A 19,726-nucleotide genomic window follows, 5' to 3' on the forward strand; every position below is an offset into this window, starting at 1 on the left:
TTTACGGCGGTCACCATAAATGGCGACCCTACAACATCCACATCAATTTCTGGTCACCCTAAATGGCGACCCTACGAAATAACGTGCCGTAGGGTGCGCATTTTTGCGCACCTGGCTGACTTCAAATCCCCGCCTGCACCAAACGTACTTCTGCATCGTCCAAACTGATGGCTTCGCCGGTTGCCACCAAACAGCACGCCAACTGCAAACGCAGCGCCTGCGGTACCGCGCGTTCACCGGCTAACACTTGCTGAATCCACGCGGCGGTATCTGCGGCACTTTTCGATTCTGGCAATTCCACACTGATTTCCGGCTGACGCTCAATCCACACTTCCGCTTCCGCACCTGCGCCGCGAATGTAATTAATCGCCGGACAGCGCTGCGGATTGGCATACACCTCACCTTCGGTGCCATTCAGCAGAATGGCAGGCGCATCAATATCCTGGAAGAATTTCCCAACGCGCGGCACGTATTCAGGATGCGAGACGCTGGCAAGACGCAGCGCGGCGCGTTCAGCAAACGGCGTTGCCAGCTTCGCCAGCGTATGCGCGCTGTTACGCACGCCCATGCGCCAGCGCAAAGAAAGCTGTTTTGCCATTGGCGCACACAGATGATCGATGGTGATAAATGCCAGTTCACCACTATCCAATTTAGCCTGCGCTTGTTCTGCCGAGATAACTGGCGCGATATCCAGCGCGGCCAGCACAGCTTCAGTGGTGATGCGCGTTGGATCATCGCTGACACCGTGCAATAGCACCGGAAAACCGAGTTTTACCAGCAGTAACGCCAGCAACGGCGTCAAATTACCCTGACGACGCGCGCCATTGTAGCTGGGAATCACAATTGGCATCGGGCGATTAGCGGGCGGGTGCAGTTGCATCATTTGCTGCTGCATCGCGTGGTAAAAACCGCGCATCTCCTCTTCGCCTTCACCTTTAATACGCAGCGCGATCAGCACACCACCCAGCTCTAATTCCGGCACTTCATCGGCCAGCATTGCGCTGTATAAGGCATGCGCAGTGTCGAAATCGATATCGCGCGCGTGATTCTTGCCGCGCCCGATCTCTTTGATAATTTTATTCAGTTCCATCAAGGCATTCCCGCTTCCAGGGCGCGCCGATCTTCGGCTGCCAAAATTGATAATTAGATTTTCTTGCTGCGGCGTTTCTTCACCTTTTCGCTGCTGGCTTCCGGCATCGGCGGTTGTTCAATCGGAAACACCGGCAATGCGGCCAGCAATCGGCTGCCGTACGCTTTGTTGAGCAGGCGACGATCATAAATCACGATTTCGCCAAAACAGCTGTGGCTACGAATCAAACGCCCCACTTGTTGAATCAAGGTAAACGAGGCGCTCGGCAAACTTTGCACCTCGAAAGGATAACGTTTCAGGCTCTTCAGCCATTCGCCTTCGGTCAAAATTACCGGACTGTCTACCGGTGGAAAAGCAATTTTATGGATATGCACCTGCGACAGCAGATCGCCTTTTAAATCCAGCCCTTCGGCGAATGATTGCAACCCAACCAGGATGCTGGTTTGGCCCGCTTCAACGCGTTCACGGTGCAGTGCGACTAAACGCGAACGCGGTTGATCGCCCTGCACCAGCATCGACAAACGCAGCTCAGGAATGTGCCCGACAAACTGCTGCATCGCCCGTCCGCTGGCAAACAGCACCAGCACGCCTTTGTGCTTCTCTTCGGCAATTTGCTGGCGGAAGAAGCGTGCCATTTCGGCGATGTGCTCGGCTTCCTGCGCCATCTGTGGCTCAAACTGCATCTGCGGAATCACCAGCTTGCCCTGATCGATGTGGTTAAACGGCGAATCCAGCGCCACAAAACGATCGCCAGCCTTTTCGCTTAATCCCGACATCTCCTGCAAGCGATTGAAGCTATTCAGCGAACGCAACGTGGCGGACGTCACCACCACATGCGGGATTTTGCGCCACAGGATTTTCTCCAGCTGATCGCTAACGCGAATCCCCGCGCAATGGAACAGCAGATGCGCTTGCCCCTCACGGATTTCGCGGGTGATCCACTTCGAAACCGGCGCATTCGAGGCCTTTTCCATCGCCGCCAGCCGCCACAATTTGCTGATCGATTCGAACCAGCCGAAATGGCGATTGAGCTGAATAATGGCTTTATGCAGCCGCATAATGTCGGCTTTGCCAGTTTGTTCGCCCAACTCGTTGAGCAAACCTTCGCTCAAGCCGCGCAGCGCGTCGCACAGCTTAAACAACCTGGCGCAGATGCTGAGTAATTCTTCCGGCAGTTCGCCCAGTACAAAACGAAATTCCCCCGGCTGATTGTTGCCCGGCAGCAGCGGATTGAGTGCCGTGCTAAGGATCTGCAACAGCTCGCGCACTTCGTCGCAATGGCCTTTCAACCGCTCGGGATTGGTCAGCGGCGGTGGCGATTTCGGGCGGAATTGCGCCATGATGGTTTCCACCAGCCGCACAAACAGATCGAGCTGCAAGCTGCTCCAACCCGGCGTGATTTCCGCACTCATTTCCAGCGCATCGCGCGCCACTTCAGGCAGATGATGGCCTTCATCAAGCACCAGCATCAGATGTTTGGCGGGCGGCAGCACCGATTCGTTTTCCATCGCCGCCATTACCAGCGCATGGTTCGCCACCACCACATCAGCTTGTTCAATCTCACGACGCGCGACAAAAAACGGGCATTCCCGATACCAACGGCAATGGTGTCCAAGGCAGTTGGCTTTGTCGGTGGAGAGGCGCTGCCACAGGCTGTCCTCGATGTTTACATCGGTGTGATCGCGCAAACCATCCCAGCGGTAGCTGCTGAGCTGCTTCTCCAGTTTGGCGCAGAATTTCTGCTCCTCTTTCGAACCGGTCACCGCTTCTTCATCAAGATATAACAGCAGATCGCCCTGCTGATCTTCGGTCGCCGCCAGCGCCGCGAGGTTACGCGGACACACATAACGGCCACGACCAAATGCCGCGGTAAAGGTGAGATCGGGAATGATTTTTTTCAGCAAAGGCAGGTCCTTGCTGAAGATTTGATCCTGCAACGCCACGTTAGCGGTGCTGATCACTAAACGTTTTTCCTCGGCGCGGCTCACCGCAATACCGGGAATCAAATAAGAAAGCGTTTTACCCACGCCGGTTGGGGCTTCAATCGCCAGATGACGACCTTCGTCACCGGCCAGCGTTTTCGCCACTTCGGCGATCATCTGGCGCTGCGGCGCGCGCGGGATAAAGTCAGGAACCTGCTGTTGCAGCGCCTTATACCATTGCGCAATCTGGCTTTTTATCGCTGCTGTCAGGGCCATTTTCGTTACTGTTTGCTGAATTGGCCTGTATTTTTACACAGTATCGCGGCAGCGTCAGCTTTCACTGTGATTTTTTCGCGCTGGATTCAGAATTTCACGCATCGCCCGAATCAAGGTTTCACGCGATCGCCCACGGCGGAAGGCAAAAGAAAACGGCGCGCGGAAGTGGAAATGCTCCGGCAGCAGGCGTTTAAGTGCACCCTGTTGCTGCCAGCTGCGCGCGTAATGTTCCGGCAAATAGCCAATAAAACGACCGGACAAAATCAACGTGAGCTGCGCTTCAATGCTCTCCACCGAGGCGTTGCTTTGGCGGAAACCGCGTTTATTGAGTTCCTGCTGATTCCAGTAACGCCGCGTCACCATGCCGGTTTGCTGCACGGTGCGCACATCCGGATCGCCCTCAGCCAGCGGATGTTGCGGGCTGCAATAGAGCCAATGCTGCTCGTCATACAGCGGAATGGTGACCAGATTGCTGGCGCGCAGCGGGAAGTGACCAATCGCCAAATCGATCCGATCCTCCAGCAATTGCTGCTGCAATTCGTTGGGATCGCGCACGCTGAGATTAAAAAATACCGCTGGGAAACGTTGATTGAAACGCGCAATCGCGGCGGGCAGATCCAGCGTGCTGTCGGTAACGGTGGCGTCCACCACGCCAAGCGAAAAGGTGCCGCCCTGCGCGCTCTTCAAGGTTTCCACTTGCTCTTGCCAGCCGGCCAAGGTTGCCAGCATCTCCTGGCTGTAGCGATAAAACTGCTCGCCTTTGCTGGTCAAGGTAAAGCCGCCGCGTCCACGCTGGCACAGGATAAAACCGAGCTGGGTTTCCAGTTCGCTCATGTAAGCGCTAATCGCTGGCGTGGTCATATTCAGCGCCTGCTGCGCGCGTGAATATCCCTGGTTTTCTACCACGCTAGCGAACACCTGCAACAGTTTAAGATTGGGAAGCGTCTGCACCGTTTTTCCTTCAGTGATTGCTGACTAAAGTTAAGTAATCTCTGAAGTGATTATCTGCTGTCAAGGATTTTTCCGGCTCGCAGCTTGGGTAAAGATGAGTTTCACTTAGCCGAAGGAGTGCGTGATGACTGATTTCCCCCAGCCGCAAGGCGGTAACGATATGCCACGTTTTGCCGGACGCGGCACCATGATGCGTCTGCCTGCTTTCGAATCACCGGCCGATCTGGATGTGGCTTTTATTGGTATCCCGCTGGATATCGGCACTTCGCAGCGCAGCGGTACGCGCTATGGCCCGCGCGCCATTCGCGCCGATTCGGTGATGATTCGTCCGTACAACATGGCGACCGGCGCGGCGCCGTTTGATTCGCTGCGGGTTGGCGATCTCGGCGATGTGCCGATCAATACCTACAGCCTGCTGAAATCGGTCGATATCATCGAAAACTATTATACCGAGCTGAATAACTGGCCGATTATCCCGTTAACGCTCGGTGGCGATCACACCTTAACGCTGCCGATTTTGCGTGCGCTAACCAAGAAACACGGGCCAGTCGGACTCATTCATATCGACGCGCACACCGACACCAATGACGAAATGTTTGGCGAGAAAATTGCCCACGGCACCACTTTCCGCCGCGCGGTGGAAGAAGGCTTGCTCGATTGTCAGCGCGTGGTGCAGATTGGACAACGCGCGCAAGGTTACGCGGCGGGTGATTTCCAGTGGGGCGTCGGTCAAGGCTTCCATTTGGTGCCAGCCGAGCAGTGCTGGTATCGCTCACTCGCGCCGCTAATGGCCGAGGTGCGTGCGCGCATCGGCGAGGGTCCGGTGTATTTGTCGTATGACATCGACAGTTTTGATCCCGCCTGGGCACCCGGCACCGGTACGCCGGAAGTCGGCGGCTTGACCTCAATGCAAGGGCTGGAAATCGTGCGTGGCTGCCGCGGGTTGAATTTGATCGGTGCTGATTTGGTGGAAGTCTCTCCGCCGTATGACATCAGCGGCATGACCTCACAACTGGCGGCCAATATCCTTTATGAGATGCTGTGCGTGTTGCCCGGCGTCCGTTACACAGAGAACAAGTGATGACTCAACAAAATCTGGTGTTCCCGGCGCGCGTGCTGCGTGGCGCGGGCGTGATCAATCAACTGGGCGCGATTTGTGCCGCATTAGGCCAACGTGCGCTGCTGATTGGCGGGCATCAGGCGATGCAGGCAGTAGAAAGCCAGGTGCGAGCACAGTTGCTGGCGTCTAACGTCACGCTGCTGGCGCAAGAGTGGTTCGGCGGTGAAACCTCGATCAACCAGATTGATCGTTTGGCGGCGCTGGCGACTGAGTTAAACGCCGAGGTGTTGATTGGCGTTGGCGGCGGAAAATCGCTGGATACGGTGAAAGCGGTCGGTGCGCAGCTCGGCTTGCCGGTGGTCACGGTGCCAACCATCGCCGCCACCTGTTCAGCGGTGACGCCGCTGAGCATTCGCTATGACGATAACGGCAATTTCTTCGATATCTTCCCGCTGCCGCAAGCTCCCGCAGCGGTGATCATCGACAGTGAACTGCTGGCCAAAGCACCAGCGCGCTGGCTGGCGGCAGGATTGGGCGACACGCTGGCGAAATGGTACGAATTCCGTGCGGTCAGCACCCGTCATCCGGCGCGCGAAGGCAATGCGCTCTCTTCGCTGGCGCACAGCCAGATTTGTTATGACGTGATCGCCGAACACGGCCCGGCTGCTTATGCGGCGGTGCTGCGTGGGGAGAGCAGCGCAGCGTTGGATCAGGTGCTGGATGCGATTTTCACTTGGGCGGGATTGACCTCGCTGATGAGCAACGGCGCGCACGCAGCGGCTTCACATGCCATTTATGAAGGCTTTACCTTCTGCGATAAAACGCGCGAGTTTGGTCATGGTTTGCTGGTTGGTTTTGGCAACCTGTGTTTGCTGGCGTTGGAAGATCGCAGCGATGAAGAAGTGCTGGACGAAATGCGCCTGGCGCGTGACTGCGGCGTGCCGCTGACGCTGGCTGAGATTGCCGAATTGGATCAGGCGGAACTGGCGCTGATTGTGCGCGAATCGGTGCATGCGCCCGATATGGAGAATATGGGCGAGGCGGTAACGGAAGCGCGTTTGCTGGCGGCGATGCAGCGGATTGAAGGGTTGGCTGCGTGGGTTTAGTAGCGGTCGCCATAAATGGCGACCCTACGGCGAAATGTGTTAATGCCGATGACCGTAATATTAAGCGCGCATTTTGTAGGGTCGGCATTTATGCCGACCTGGTTTTTACCCAACAGCTAACAGCATCACCACTTCACGCACATCTGCCACTTCATCCAACTCCAGACACACCGCTTCGAGCCGCTCAACCTGCTCCATCGGCAACGCGCGCGCCGCTAAACTGCGATACTTCGCCAGCAATGCCTCCAGACTCAACGGATTGGCCGGGGCGCCCGAAGCAATCGGCACATGCTGTTGCCACTGCGCGCCTTGCACGGTTTCCAGCCGCACCCACGGCTCATCATCGCGACTTTGCTGTTCATCAATCACCAACTCAATACGCGCCAGTAACGCTTCAACCGCTGGATGCAGCCGTTTGGCATCATCGTAGCTCGCCAATTCCGCCGAGCCATACAACACCCGCGCCGCCAGTGCATACGGCAAACTCATCTGCGCTGCCGCTAAGCTATGCAACTCACGCCCGCCGCACATCTCCAGCAGAAATGGATTCACGCCAACCACAATGCGCGCCACCTGTTCCGCACGCACAGCATGTTGTTGCAACATCATGCTCAGCGCATCAATTGCCGCGTGGGTGCCGCGACATGAGGCGTAAGGTTTGATCGAGCAGCGCGCCAGTTTCCACACTTCGCCGAGATCGGCGGTCAGCGCCTGCGGCTGTTGGGTTTCAGATGCCAGGGTTTGCAGGAAACCGCCCCAACGTGCTTCGAACACCGCGGAAGGGCCGCTGATGCCGCGCTGTGCCAGCAATGCCGCGTGCACGCCACCTTCAGCGGCGCGCGCCGCATGCAGTTTTTTGGTGTGCGAGCCGTCGTGGATAAAGCCCCACAAACCGCCACTGAAACTGGCGGCGATGCCCAATGCCGAGGCGCACTGCGCTGCATTCAACTGCAACAGTGAACACACCGCGGCCGCAGCGCCAAACACGCCGCAACTGGCGGTCGAGTGCCAACCTGCACCGTTGTGCGCGGAATAGCCGCCGCAGGCTTCCAGCACCCGGCGACCGACGTCATAACCGATCACCATCGCCACCATCAATGCGGGTCCATCCACTGGCTGCTTCGCCAACGGCAGCGCCGCCAGCAGCGCGGGAATCACCACCGCGCCAGAGTGATCGCAACCGCCGGTATCATCCAGTTCATACATGTGCGCCGCCACGCCGTTTAGCCAGGCGGCCTGACGCGGGTTGACCTGCTGCGCGCTGCCCCACACCTGCGACTGCGCGCGTCCGCCCTCTTCCTCGACCAGCGCCAGAGATGCGCGCCAGATCGGGCTGTCGCAGCCTGCTAGCGAGGCACCCAGCGTATCGAGAAAATGGCGTTTCGCCTGCTCCACCAGCGCTTCGGGCAACTGCTCAAAGCGCGTCTCAGCGATAAACGCCGCCAGTTGATCAAGCGGGCTCGCCATGTACACCTCCAACAATGCGGGTGAACACTTCTGCCGGATGCGAAATATCATTATCCGGCTGCGTCTGCCAATGCGCTGCGGCCTGCCCGGCAGTGGCAATCCACACGTTGTGCTGTTGCAGTGTTTCTATCAACGAGCGCAACAGGCCGATACGTCCAGCGGTGCCAATAATCTCCGGGTGCAGGCGCAGTAAATAGCACAAGCCAAAGCGGTGGAAACCGTGGAAATCCTGCGTCAGGTTGGCCAGCGTTTCTGCATAAGGCGCAATACGCGATTGCCCCGGCGGAATCGCCGGACTGAGGTTGAAAGCGAAGTACGGTTCATCTTCCAACGTGTAGTGCATCGGCAATTCGACCAAGCGTGTACCCGGATGGAAATAAGGTAAATCGTCGCCGCGCCAGCTGGATGACCATTGAATACCGAGTTTAAGCAACGCCTGCGCCAGCCCCGGTTTCCACTGCCCGGCAGGCGTGCGGAAACCGGTGATTTTGTGGCCGGTGATCTGGGTGAGTTTTTCGCAGCCGCGCGTGATGCTGGCGATTTGCTGCTCTAGCGTCAGCAGCGAGAAATCTTCATGCCGATCACCGCTGCAAGCAATCTCATGCCCTTCAGCCGCAATGCGTTTCACCAAATCCGGCTGCTCTTCGGCGACAATCGCCGGTAAGCACCAGCTGGCTTTAAGCTGCTTTTCCGCCAGCAGCGCCAATAAGCGATCAACGCCGCGCAGCGTACCGTAGCGCCACACTGACAAGGTTTTGTCGCGTCCCGCCACCGCTGGCGCTTGAGTGAGAATGCCGTGGATATCGTTAAAGTCGATGGTGAGGATCGCCGCCGACTGGAAGCCCAGCGGCCAGCGTGAAGATTCAGTCATGCTGTTGCTCCTGCAAATACCAGTTTGCCACCGCATCGCAACGCGCAAACCACACGTCATCGCGCGCCGTCATGTGTTCAAACAGCTGTTCGAGCAACAAAATGCGCCCCGGTTGACCGGAGATTTTCGGGTGGAACAGCGTGGTCAAACACAAACCTTCATCCATGGCGCCATCGAACTCGCGCTGCCAGTTATCACGCGTGTGTGCATAACTGGCGATGCGATCGCCGCCTTTAGGGAAATCCGGTTGGCGCGTATAAGCTAGCGACGCGTAATCATCCATTTCCCACTTGCCGGGGATCTCCACCAGCGGCGTATGTCCGGCCACCGGAATGCTGTACGGGCGGTCATCACCGCGCATGCTGCTGGAGTAAATTACGCCCGCATCACGCAGGATCTGTGGCGTTTCGGCGTGCCAGTCGCCCGACGGCGTGCGAAACCCGCAAGCGGTGATGCCGAGCAGGTTGTGGAAAATCTCGGCCGATTTCGCCATCACCGCACGCTGTTCTTCTGGCGGAATAGCGAAAAAAGATTCATGGCGATAACCGTGATAGGCCACTTCGTGGCCCTGTTCGATAATCGCCTGGCACTGTTGCGGCCACTGCTCCACCACCCACGCCGGAACGAAAAAGGTGGCGGGCAGATCGAAGGCGCGCAGCAAGTCCAGCAAACGCCCGAGCGCGCGGTACGGCCCGTAAGCCCCAAAGGTGAAATACTCTGGCGTTGACCACAGGCTGCCATTCAACATGGCATCGCCGGTGGGACCGTCGAGGTCAAACGCCAGCGCCATACAGCCGCGTTTACCCTGCGGCCAGCGCACTGCGCCCGGTTGTTGCATCTGCGCTCCTTAGCCTTGGTTGGTGGTGGTTTTCGCCACGCCGTTGTCCGTCAGGCCCCATTTGCTGAGGATTTTCTGGTAGCTGCCATCAGCGATCATCGCATCCAGCGCCGCCTGAATCGCGGTGGTCAACTCGCCAGCATCTTTGCCAATCGCCATGCCGGTGTACTGAAACGAGAAGGCTTTATCGAGCGGCTTATATTTGTCTTTTTCCAGATCCATGATGTACGGCAGGGTTTCGCTGCCCTGCACTGCGCCATCCAAACGGTTTTGACGCAGTTGAGTACGCGCATCGGCGGTCCCTTCCGCGCCGACCACTACGATGGCCGGTTTGCCTGCGGCTTCACAATGCGCTTTCGACCAGTTGGCGATCTCGGCTGGGAAGGTGGTGCGACGGCTGGTGCCGACTTTCTTGCCGCACAGATCCAGCGCGGTTTTGATGTCGCTGCGTGAAGTTAAGGTGTAGAACTGCGGGCCGGTTTTGAAGTAGTCGATGAAGTTCACTACTTGCTGGCGCTCTTTGGTGTCGGTCATGCCGGACATCACCAGATCAACGCGCTTGGTCACCACGGCGTTCACCATCTGCTCGAAGGCGATTTCCTGCCAGTTGATCTTCACACCGAGCTTCTCGCCAATCGCCTGGCCGAGATCGTAATCCACGCCAGTCAGTTGGTTGGTCGCCGGATCTTTAAAATCCATCGGCGGATAGTTCGGCATGATCGCGACAGTCAGTCCTTTCTCTTTGATGGCGGCTGGCACAGCGATATCTGCCCAGGCAGAAGATTGCAGCAGTACGGCGGCACTGATGGCACTCAATAACAGCTTTTTCATATTCACCCCGGTCACGTTAAAGAAGAATCGCGTTAATAAAGTTTTTCATCCGTGGATTTTGCGGGTTCAGCAGAATGTCTTCCGGTGCGCCCTGCTCGATGATGCGTCCCTCGTCCATAAACACCACCTGATTCGCCACTTCACGGGCAAAGCCCATTTCATGGGTGACAACCAGCATGGTGGTGCCCTCTTTTGCCAGCTGGCGCATCACCGCCAGCACTTCACCGACCATCTCCGGATCCAGCGCCGAAGTCGGTTCGTCGAACAGCATTAATTTCGGTTTCATCGCCAGCGCGCGGGCAATCGCCACGCGTTGCTGCTGGCCGCCCGACAGCGACTGCGGATAGTCATGCGCTTTATGCGCCAGACCGACGCGATCCAGCAGCGCCATGGCTTCTTCGCTGGCTTCACGTCTTGGGCGTAATAGCACGCGGCACGGCCCTTCGATGATGTTCTCCAGCGCGGTTTTATGTGGGAACAGGTTAAAGCGCTGGAACACCATGCCGGTTTGCAGGCGCTGACGGGCAATCTGCTTGTCGCTCAGCGCGTGCAATTTGTTACCGGCGATGCGATAACCCGCCAGTTCGTTGTCGACCCAAATCCCGCCCTGATCGACCTTTTCCAGCTGGTTAATACAGCGCAAAAAGGTGCTTTTACCGGAGCCTGATGGGCCGAGGATGCACATCACCTCGCCGTAATTCACTTCGAGGCTGACGTCTTTCAGCGCATGAAACTGGTCGAAATATTTGTTCACCTTGACGGCGCGCACGATGTTTCTCATGGTTGGCTCCCCGATTACTGACGCTGGCGATGGCCGCGAGAGAAGTAGCGTTCCAGTCGGCTCTGTCCAAACGACAGCAGCGTGACCACGATCAAGTACCAAATACCGGCCACGAACAGCAGTTCCATCACGCGTGCGTTGGCGAAGTAGATGGTTTGCGTGTTGTAGAGCAGTTCGGAGTACTGAATCATGCTGGCGAGACTGGTAGTTTTGATCATGCTGATGAATTCGTTGCCAACCGGCGGCAGAATCACGCGCATCGCCTGCGGCAAAATGATGCGGTGAAGCGCCTGCAAGCGCGGCATGCCGATGGCTTTCGCCGCTTCATATTGTCCGGTATCCACCGACAACAACCCGGCGCGCACCACTTCTGAGGTGTACGCGCCCTGATTGATGCTCAAACCCAGCAGCGCGGCGAGGAACGGCGTCATGATGGTGACGGTTTGCACGCTGAACACGCCGGGAATGCTGATGGTGGGAAACACCAGCGCCAGGTTGAACCACAGCAACAGCTGCAAAATCAGCGGCGTGCCACGGAAGATCCACGCGTAACCCACCGCGATGTAGTGCAGCACCGGATTGGTTGACATATACATGATGGCGGTGATCACGCCGAACAGAATGCCCAGCGCCATCGCCAGCACCGACATGATCAGCGTATTTACCACGCCGTTGAGGATCGCCTGGGCGGTAAAGAACTGGCCGACAAACGACCATTCGATATTGCCGTGGGCAAAGGCGTTCACCAACAGCGCCAACAGCACCAGAATCACCGCCGAGGCGGTGATGCGGCCGTAGTAGCGGCGCGGCACCACCTGATAACGATCGAGATCGTAATGCATCTGTTCGCGGCTATTGTTCAAGTTGGGCTCAATCGGCGTTGATTGCGACATAACAGGCTCCTCAGGCGCGTGGGCCAGCGTAATCGTCAGTCCAGCGCTGCTGGTCCTGCATCACAGTTTGCAGACGCGCCAACTGCTCGCGCACACGTGCCGGTGCGGTGCCGCCGTAACCGCTGCGTGCCGCCAGTGCGGCTTCCAGCGTTAAGGCGCTGCGCACCTCTGGCGTTAAGCGTGTGTCCACCGCCTGCAATTGCGCATCACTGAGATCCGACAAGCCGCAGTTTTCTTGTTCGCACAGTTGCACCAGCTGACCGGTGATTTCATGGGCTTCACGGAACGGCACGCCGCGCATCGCCAGCCAGTCGGCCACTTCGGTCGCCAGCGTGAAGCCGTCTGGCGCCTGGTCGCGCATCACTTCGGTATTGAACTTCAGCGTCGCCATCATGCCCGCCATCGCGGGCAGCACCAGCAACAGCGTATCGACCGCATCAATCACGTTGCGTTTGTCGTCGCTGAGATCGCGGTTGTATGACAGCGGCATGGCTTTCATGGTGGTGAGCAGCGCCATCAGGTTGCCGACCAAACGGCCAGAGCGACCGCGCGTCAGTTCGGCGATATCGGGGTTTTTCTTCTGTGGCATGATCGAGCTGCCGGTGGCGTAGCTGTCGTGCAGTTCAACCCAACGGAACTGGCGCGAGGCCCACATGCACACTTCTTCGCACAGGCGCGACAGGTTGATACCAATCATGCTGGTGACGAACAGGAATTCAGCGGCGTAATCGCGGCTGGCAACCGCATCAATTGAGTTTTCGCACGGCGCGAGATACGCCAGATCGGCAGCGGCTTGTTCCGGCTGGCGTGCAATCGCCGAACCGGCCATGGCGGCGGCGCCGAGTGGGCAACGCGCGCTGCGACGATCCCAATCCTGCATGCGTTCGATATCACGCGAGAACGATTGCGCATGCGCCAGCAGTTGATGACCAAATACAATCGGCTGCGCCTGCTGCAAATGGGTAAACCCCGGTGCCACGCTTTCGGTGTGCAGCGCCGCTTGTTCCACCAAAGATTGTTGCAACGCCAGCAGCGCGCTGACCACTTTGCGACCGTTATCGCGTAGGTAAAGGCGCAGATCGTTAACGGTTTGGTCATTGCGCGAACGCCCGGCGCGCAGCTTGCCGCCCAGCGGCCCTAACCGTTCGGTCAGCGCACGTTCGATAAAGGTATGCACATCTTCATCGGCGGCAATCGGATGCAGGTTACCGGCGCGATAATCGGCGTCCAGCGCATCAATCGCCGCCAACATGGTGTTCAGTTCTTCCGTGCTCAGCAGGTCGCCACGCGCCAGTTCACGCGCATGCGCCCGGCAACCGGCAAGATCGTAAGGAGCGAGGGCAAAGTAATAATCCGGGCTACGCGACAGCGCGGTTAAACTCGCTGCGGGTGCGGCTTTAAAACGCGCGCCCCATAACAGTTCGGCATTATCAGACATGCTATTTCCCCTTACAGATATTCATGGATAAGAAAAAGATATGGATGCGGTAATTTAGATAATAAAAAATTATTTTATTGGTAAATAAATCGCATTTCAGGTTCACTGTACTTTCACCGCAATTATTCCGGAGTTGAATAGCAAAAATGGAAAGTAAAGTTTCCCAGTCCGGAAACAATGCAAATAATCGCAGCGATAATGCGGTTCTGGCGCTGAGTAATATCGATTTAAAATTACTGAGAGTATTTAAATGCGTGGTTGAAGCCGGGGGATTAACTGCCGCCAGTCACGAATTAAATATAGGCCTGGCGGCGATCAGTAAACAGGTTTCCGATTTAGAGATTCGTCTCGGCATGACGTTATGCAGCCGTGGCCGCGAAGGGTTTGAGCTGACGCAATATGGCATTAACGTCTATCAGGCCACGCTGGAACTGTTCGTATCACTAAATCTGTTTCGTGAGCGACTGCACAACAGCCGCAACGAGTTGCTGGGCGAGATTGCCATTTGCGTGGTGGATAACACCATTTCCGATCCGCAATCGCCGGTCACCGCCGCGGTGCAACAGCTGCACCAGAAAGCGCCAAAGGTACAAATTCGATTACAAACGGCCCAGTTAGATGATATTGAACGCGGCATTAGCGAAGGCCGTTTTCATTGCGGTGTTGCACCGGTATATGAAATGAAAAGTGATTTCGATTACTTCCCGTTATATAAAGAATATTCGAAATTATATTGCTCCATGTCACATCCTTTATATTCTGGCTCAAGTGATAAACATATATCGCTGGAGAAATTGCGTGAGCAGAAAATTATTAATCATTTATATGTAACGCCGCGCGATGATCGCCGCATCATTCCGTTGCAGGACAGCGGTGCGCAAGCGGTACAAGTTGAATCGGTCGCCATGTTGATTTTAACCGGCCACTTTATTGGTTATTTACCGGAACATTATGCCGCTGCGTTTATTGCCCGTGGGCAACTGTGCGAATTGGGTGATGAATCGATTCGTCGTGAAAATCCATTTTGCTTGCTGATGAAAAAGGGACGCAAAATAAATCCGATAATCCGGCTGTTTATGCAGGCGCTGGCGATTCCTGATGTTGATGCGGCGCACTGAATTGGTGCGGGCTTAGACTGGTACTCGCTGTCCCTCATCCCGGCCTTCTCCTACAAGTGGGAGAAGAAGATGTGCAATATGCTCGATCGGTTCCCTCTCCTGCTTGCGGGAGAGGGTTAAGGTGAGGGACAGCGTGCTCGATCACCCCAACACCTTATACATCACCGTTGTCGCATCCAACACACCTTCCACCGACTCGGCATACAGCGGAATCGAACCGGCAATCTGCCAATCCAGCGACAAATACAAATCCGTTGCCACATCGCCGCTGCGCGTGTCCAGCACCAGCAAGGTTTTGCCCTGCCGCTGCGCCAGCTGCTCGGCTTGCTGCATCAAACGGCGCGCAATCCCTTGACGTCGCGCGCGCGGCTGTACCAGCAACTTGCTGATCTCGGCGCGATGGCGTCCGTTTGGCATGGCGCTAAACCCGACCATCACCGTTGCCACAATCACGCCCTGCTGATACGCCACCAGCAGCTGATTATCGCCGCTCGCCAGGCTGTAAATCTTATCCTGCCAGAATCGCTCAATGGCAGCGCGATCGGCAGCATCAATAAAGCCAACGCTGGCACCGTCGGCGACGCAATCCTGCAACACATCACACAATGCCGCTAACAACGGCTGCGCCTGCGTGGCGCTAAGCTGTTCAATCTCGATCATGGTTTGCACACCACTAAAATGTAACGTGCCCCGCCGACCGGATGCGCGGCAAACGCCGATTTGCCAGTGAGATGAAAACGCAGGCAATCGCCAGCTTGCAGCGTCCAGCGCTGGTCATCCATGCTGATGGTCAGTTCGCCCGATTGCAGCCAGATATGCTGCTCTAAGCCCTGCACCGGCGGCGCATCGTAATCAATGCGCGCGCCGGGACGCAGCACACCTTCGATCATCTCGGCTTTGAAATGCGTGGCAGGCGGCGAGATGTTACGGCGCTGAAAACCGCTGGTTTCATCATGCCACACCGGTTGCTGCTCGGCTTTCAGCAGCAATACCGCCTCTTCTTCCACCTCGCTCAGCAAGCGCGACATGGTCAAACCGTAGGCCACACACAGGCGGTTAAGCAAAGCGGCTGTGGGACTAGTTTCGGCGCGTTCAATGCGCGACAATGAAGCCCGACTGATGCCGGTCGCCATCGCCAACTCATCCAATGACCAACCGCGTTGTACGCGTAATTCGGCCAGTCGCGCTGCTAAGCGATCGTCAGTATCCAAAGCAGACATGTTCACCTCTCATCTATGGGAAATAAATCTCACATATGAGATAAGGCCTTAAATCGAATTCGCGGTCAAGTTGTACAATAAAAAAATCGTTGTACAACCTAAGCGTGACGGTTAAGGTGTTGTAATGCAGGTCAGAATTTTTGAGGACAGTATGGCCTTATACAGTATCGGGGACGTTGCCGAACGCTGTGGCATCAACCCCGTAACGCTTCGCGCATGGCAGCGACGTTATGGTCTGTTAAAGCCCCAGCGTACCGAAGGTGGTCATCGGCAATTTGATGACGAAGATGTTCAGCGCATTGAAGAGATTAAGCGCTGGATAGAGAGCGGTGTGCCGGTTGGCAAAGTAAAAGCGCTGCTGGAAGGCGCAACCGTCAACGTGCACGACGGCTGGACCGCGTTGCAGGAAGAGTTGATGAGCGTGCTGCGTCACGTTCGTCCGGCGAAATTGCGCGCCAAAATTGCCACTATAGGCCGTGAACATCCGGTTGATGCGCTGATCGATCACGTGTTCGTGCCGGTTCGCCAGCGTTTGGGTTTAGACCAAAATACCGCGCGTACCATGTGCAGCTTGCTTGATGGCGCGCTGATCGATTACGTGGCCTTTTGCCTGACCGGCGCGCGTAAAAAAGCGGGCAAGGATGCGCTGATGATTGGCTGGGCGGTGGAAGATCGCACCCGCATTTGGCTGGAAGCCTGGCGCTTGTCGCAGTTGGGTTGGCGCATGGATGTGTTAGCGGAACCGCTGGATATGCCGCGCCCGGAATTGTTCCCCGGACAAAACCTGTTTATCTGGACCGGTAAAAAGCCGACACGTCGCCAGGTTGAGCAGTTTGAGCACTGGCAGGCGCAAGGTTTTGCCATTCATCTGCACGATCCGGCATAAGTAAAAATCGCACACACGGCCTTTGCCTGGCGCAGTGTGCGCGTTATTATGCCGCCCTCAATGTCTTTTCTCAGGTCTGCTTATGAACTGGAATAAACTGCTGGTCGGTTCCCTGTTTGCCGTGATGGCAATTGGCGGGATGGGCGGCATGATGCTAGTGGGTTACAGCCTTATTGTGCATACCAACTAAGTTTGCGCTGCACGCGTTCGAGTAAGCGATCGCATATCAACGCCAGCAGCGCCACCAGCAATGCCCCCTGAATCACGTAAGCGGTGTTAAAGCCGCTCAAACCGATTATCACCGGCGATCCCAAACTCTCTGCACCAACCGTCGAGGCGATGGTGGCGGTGCCAATGTTGATCATCACCGATGTGCGCACGCCTGCCATAATCACCGGTGCCGCCAGCGCCAACTCAATTTGCCACAAACGCCGCCACGGCCCCATGCCGAGGCCGACCGCGATTTCGCGGTTGCTGGCCGGCACGCTATCCAATCCCGCTAATGTGCCCTGCAAAATCGGTAGCAAACCGTAGATAAACAGCGCCATGACTGCGGGCATCGCACCAAATCCCATCACCGGAACCGCAATCGCCAACACTGCCACCGGCGGAAAAGTTTGCCCTGCCGCCGCAACGGTTTCCAGTAACGGACGAAACGCGCGTCCGGCATGGCGCGTAGCAAACACTGCGCAGCCGACGCCGACAATCAGCGCCAGCGCGCTGCCGCTCACCACCAACGCCAGATGCGCGAGAGCCAATTGCCAGAAACTTTCCTGCTGATACAGCGGGCGTTCCAGTTGCGGAAACCAGTGCGCAAACAGCGGCCCGCTGTGCGGTAAGCCCCATAACAACAGCAAAAACGCCGCCAACAGCCAATACAGCGGATCGCGTAACTGCCGCATCAACTTGCCTCCCGCTGACGCAACAGATCGCTGAAATGCAGCACGCCAAGCGGCTGTTGTTGCTGATCGACCACCGGCAATTTATCGGTGCGGCGCGCAATAAATTGCGACAGCGCTTCACGTAATGTCAGATTGGCGGCGATGGGTTCGGCATCCAGCCATTCACCGCGTCGCGCAGCACTGCCCGCGCGCCCCAATGCCAGCAAGCGCACCCCCAATTCGCTGCGCCCAAAGAACTCGCGCGCGAAGTCGTTGGCCGGTTGCGTCAGCAGATCAATCGGTTTGCCCTGCTGCACGATTTCACCACCGTCCATCAACACCAGTTGATCGGCAAGGGTTAACGCTTCATCGATGTCATGCGTCACCAGCACCACGGTGCGGCCGGACATTTTCTGGATGCGCAGCATTTCCTGCTGCAGCGCCAGGCGGTTAACCGGATCGAGCGCGCCAAAAGGTTCGTCCATTAACAGCAATTCGGGATCGGCCGCCAGCGCACGCGCCACGCCGACACGCTGCTGCTGGCCGCCTGACAACTGATGCGGCATGCGCGTCGCCAGTTGGCTATCGAGATTGAGCAGCGCCAACAGCTCGTCTACCCGTTGCTGAATTTTCGCCTGCGGCCAGCCGAGCAACGACGGCACGGTGGCGATATTTTTTGCCACGTTCCAGTGCGGGAACAAGCCAATCGACTGAATGGCGTAACCGATGCGGCGACGTAACGCGCGCGCATCCATGCGTTCAATCGCTTCACCGGCAAAGCGGATTTCGCCGCTGTCATGCTCCACCAAGCGGTTAATCATTTTCAAAGTTGTGGATTTGCCCGAGCCGGAAGTGCCAATCAGCACGGTGAAACTGCCCTTCTCAATCTTCAGCGATAAATTGCGAATCGCTTCTTTTCCGGCAAACGCTTTGCTCACCTGGTGAAATTCAATCATGTTGTCTCTCCAGCAAAGCCGACAGTAAACGCAACAGCGCATCCGCAATCACCGCCAGCGCGACCACCGGAATCACGCCAAGCAGCACCAAATCCAGCGCGCTACTGAGCAATCCCTGAAATACAATGGCGCCAAAACCTCCGGCACCAATCAAGGCGGCAACCACCGCCAACCCCACGGTTTGCACCACCACCACGCGCAGCCCGGAAAGCCACACCGGCAGCGCCAGCGGCAGTTCGGCGTGCCAGAATTGCTGCCACGCGCTCATCCCCATGCCACGTGCGGTCTCGCGCACTTCCTGCGGCACCTGCTGTAAACCGGCCACCACGCTGCGCACCAGCGGCAACAATGCATACAGCACCAGCGCAATTAACGCCGGTGCGATGCCGATGCCGCTAATTCCCCAACGTCCCAACTGCGGAAAATGCGCTGCCAATCCCGCCAGCGGCGCAATCAACAAGCCAAACAGCGCTACCGATGGCACAGTTTGAATCAGGTTGAGCACGCTGAACGCCGCGCTTTGCCAGCGTGGACGCCGGGCAATTGCCAGACCGAGCGGAAAACCAATCAGCAACGTCGGCAGTAACGTGCCACCAAGCAGCAGCAGATGCTGGCTGAACGCCGCATTAAACACCGCCGTACGGTTGGCATATTCTTTCAGCAGAGAGAGGCGATCGAGGTGACCGCTCAGCAGCAAGATTAGCGGCAGCAGCCAGATTTGCAGATTGAGTAAAATGCGCCATGGCGTGCTGCGGGTGATTTGGCGCACCGCTTCCGCCGCCAACAACAGCGCTAACCCGGCGGCACACCACAAACCGCTACCAAACGCGGTACGCGCCAGCGGGCTGCCATTATTTGCCAGTTCAGTCGCCTGTTGCCCCGCCAGCCAAAACAATAGCGCCAGCAGCAGTTCTGCACCGCATAACGCCATCCACGCGCTGAGACGACACGCGGGCCAACACAAGGTTTGCCACAGCCACAGCAGCGGAATCAGCAACAGTGCGCTGTTGGCAACCTGCCAAAAGCCCAATGGTTGACCGGAGACCAGTCGATTGGCGGCGAAACTCAATAGCGGCAAGGCAAACAGCGCTAAGGTGATAAGAACAGTTAACACCAGCAGCACCGGCTGCTGGCGTGGTCT

General features: G+C 57.1%; 20 protein-coding genes. 5 read left to right on the forward strand and 15 right to left on the reverse strand.

Annotated features, from left to right (window positions below; all coding sequences use genetic code 11):
- Positions 1-121 precede the first annotated feature (121 nt).
- The 3 genes from ybiB to ACPUC7_RS11385 are packed head-to-tail and all read right to left on the reverse strand — an operon-like array spanning position 122 to position 4,239.
- The gene (gene ybiB / locus ACPUC7_RS11375; RefSeq protein WP_494923010.1) at positions 122-1,090 is read right to left on the reverse strand and encodes a DNA-binding protein YbiB; all 969 of its coding nucleotides are present in this window, start codon (positions 1,088-1,090) and stop codon (positions 122-124) included.
- A gap of 53 nt (positions 1,091-1,143) precedes the next feature.
- Positions 1,144-3,288 carry an ATP-dependent DNA helicase DinG gene (gene dinG / locus ACPUC7_RS11380; protein WP_494923011.1) on the reverse strand — a complete coding sequence of 715 codons (2,145 nt, stop codon included), beginning with the start codon at positions 3,286-3,288 and terminating at the stop codon, positions 1,144-1,146.
- Positions 3,289-3,342: 54 nt separating this feature from the next.
- Complete coding sequence (locus tag ACPUC7_RS11385) at positions 3,343-4,239, reverse strand: LysR family transcriptional regulator (protein WP_494923012.1); 897 nt, start codon at positions 4,237-4,239, stop codon at positions 3,343-3,345.
- 124 nt (positions 4,240-4,363) lie between these two features.
- Here ACPUC7_RS11385 and speB point away from each other — a divergent pair, with 124 nt between their 5' ends.
- Together speB and ACPUC7_RS11395 are read left to right on the forward strand one after the other, a co-directional pair.
- The gene (speB, locus tag ACPUC7_RS11390) at positions 4,364-5,320 is read left to right on the forward strand and encodes an agmatinase (RefSeq protein WP_494923013.1); all 957 of its coding nucleotides are present in this window, start codon (positions 4,364-4,366) and stop codon (positions 5,318-5,320) included.
- Complete coding sequence (locus tag ACPUC7_RS11395) at positions 5,320-6,405, forward strand: iron-containing alcohol dehydrogenase family protein (protein ID WP_494923014.1); 1,086 nt, start codon at positions 5,320-5,322, stop codon at positions 6,403-6,405. The genes speB and ACPUC7_RS11395 overlap by 1 nt, the downstream gene beginning before the upstream one ends.
- A gap of 105 nt (positions 6,406-6,510) precedes the next feature.
- Here ACPUC7_RS11395 and ACPUC7_RS11400 read toward each other — a convergent pair whose 3' ends face one another.
- From ACPUC7_RS11400 to argH, 7 genes are read right to left on the reverse strand one after another with little or no spacing between them, the layout of a single operon-like run.
- Positions 6,511-7,872, reverse strand: coding sequence for an MmgE/PrpD family protein (locus tag ACPUC7_RS11400; protein WP_494923015.1), 1,362 nt, complete (start codon positions 7,870-7,872; stop codon positions 6,511-6,513).
- Positions 7,856-8,743 carry a polysaccharide deacetylase family protein gene (locus ACPUC7_RS11405; RefSeq protein WP_494923016.1) on the reverse strand — a complete coding sequence of 296 codons (888 nt, stop codon included), beginning with the start codon at positions 8,741-8,743 and terminating at the stop codon, positions 7,856-7,858. The genes ACPUC7_RS11400 and ACPUC7_RS11405 overlap by 17 nt, the downstream gene beginning before the upstream one ends.
- Positions 8,736-9,581: a polysaccharide deacetylase family protein gene (locus tag ACPUC7_RS11410; protein ID WP_494923017.1), complete on the reverse strand. Its 846-nt coding sequence runs from the start codon at positions 9,579-9,581 to the stop codon at positions 8,736-8,738. Before ACPUC7_RS11410 ends, ACPUC7_RS11405 begins: the two co-directional genes overlap by 8 nt.
- Positions 9,582-9,590: 9 nt before the next feature.
- Complete coding sequence (locus tag ACPUC7_RS11415; RefSeq protein WP_494923018.1) at positions 9,591-10,412, reverse strand: ABC transporter substrate-binding protein; 822 nt, start codon at positions 10,410-10,412, stop codon at positions 9,591-9,593.
- A gap of 16 nt (positions 10,413-10,428) precedes the next feature.
- Entirely contained in the window at positions 10,429-11,193 is a 765-nt protein-coding gene (locus ACPUC7_RS11420) for an amino acid ABC transporter ATP-binding protein (protein ID WP_343551510.1), read from the reverse strand.
- A 14-nt stretch (positions 11,194-11,207) separates the two neighbouring features.
- Positions 11,208-12,086 carry an amino acid ABC transporter permease gene (locus ACPUC7_RS11425; RefSeq protein ID WP_494923019.1) on the reverse strand — a complete coding sequence of 293 codons (879 nt, stop codon included), beginning with the start codon at positions 12,084-12,086 and terminating at the stop codon, positions 11,208-11,210.
- 10 nt (positions 12,087-12,096) lie between these two features.
- Positions 12,097-13,524 (reverse strand): argininosuccinate lyase, encoded by a 1,428-nt coding sequence (argH, locus tag ACPUC7_RS11430; RefSeq protein ID WP_494923020.1) that lies wholly within the window; start codon positions 13,522-13,524, stop codon positions 12,097-12,099.
- A gap of 146 nt (positions 13,525-13,670) precedes the next feature.
- Between argH and ACPUC7_RS11435 the strand changes: the two genes are divergently transcribed.
- Complete coding sequence (locus ACPUC7_RS11435; protein WP_494923021.1) at positions 13,671-14,642, forward strand: LysR family transcriptional regulator; 972 nt, start codon at positions 13,671-13,673, stop codon at positions 14,640-14,642.
- 141 nt (positions 14,643-14,783) lie between these two features.
- On the opposite strand, the gene ACPUC7_RS11440 is transcribed toward ACPUC7_RS11435, so the two are convergent.
- Positions 14,784-15,302, reverse strand: coding sequence for a GNAT family N-acetyltransferase (locus ACPUC7_RS11440; RefSeq protein ID WP_494923022.1), 519 nt, complete (start codon positions 15,300-15,302; stop codon positions 14,784-14,786).
- Positions 15,299-15,862, reverse strand: coding sequence for a helix-turn-helix domain-containing protein (locus ACPUC7_RS11445; RefSeq protein ID WP_494923023.1), 564 nt, complete (start codon positions 15,860-15,862; stop codon positions 15,299-15,301). Before ACPUC7_RS11445 ends, ACPUC7_RS11440 begins: the two co-directional genes overlap by 4 nt.
- Before the next feature lie 151 nt (positions 15,863-16,013).
- Here ACPUC7_RS11445 and ACPUC7_RS11450 point away from each other — a divergent pair, with 151 nt between their 5' ends.
- Both ACPUC7_RS11450 and ACPUC7_RS11455 read left to right on the forward strand, forming a co-directional pair.
- Positions 16,014-16,748 (forward strand): MerR family transcriptional regulator, encoded by a 735-nt coding sequence (locus tag ACPUC7_RS11450; protein WP_494923204.1) that lies wholly within the window; start codon positions 16,014-16,016, stop codon positions 16,746-16,748.
- Between the two features lie 82 nt (positions 16,749-16,830).
- Positions 16,831-16,938 (forward strand): hypothetical protein, encoded by a 108-nt coding sequence (locus tag ACPUC7_RS11455; protein ID WP_494923024.1) that lies wholly within the window; start codon positions 16,831-16,833, stop codon positions 16,936-16,938.
- Here ACPUC7_RS11455 and ACPUC7_RS11460 read toward each other — a convergent pair.
- The 3 genes from ACPUC7_RS11460 to ACPUC7_RS11470 are packed head-to-tail and all read right to left on the reverse strand — an operon-like array spanning position 16,919 to position 19,708.
- Positions 16,919-17,650 carry an ABC transporter permease gene (locus ACPUC7_RS11460; RefSeq protein WP_494923025.1) on the reverse strand — a complete coding sequence of 244 codons (732 nt, stop codon included), beginning with the start codon at positions 17,648-17,650 and terminating at the stop codon, positions 16,919-16,921. The genes ACPUC7_RS11455 and ACPUC7_RS11460 overlap by 20 nt on opposite strands.
- Positions 17,650-18,585 carry an ABC transporter ATP-binding protein gene (locus ACPUC7_RS11465; RefSeq protein ID WP_343551517.1) on the reverse strand — a complete coding sequence of 312 codons (936 nt, stop codon included), beginning with the start codon at positions 18,583-18,585 and terminating at the stop codon, positions 17,650-17,652. The genes ACPUC7_RS11460 and ACPUC7_RS11465 overlap by 1 nt, the downstream gene beginning before the upstream one ends.
- Positions 18,578-19,708, reverse strand: coding sequence for an ABC transporter permease (locus ACPUC7_RS11470; RefSeq protein WP_494923205.1), 1,131 nt, complete (start codon positions 19,706-19,708; stop codon positions 18,578-18,580). The genes ACPUC7_RS11465 and ACPUC7_RS11470 overlap by 8 nt, the downstream gene beginning before the upstream one ends.
- Between the last annotated feature and the right edge of the window lie 18 nt (positions 19,709-19,726).

The sequence above is a fragment of the Pantoea sp. CFCC18179 genome (genome assembly GCF_059412405.1).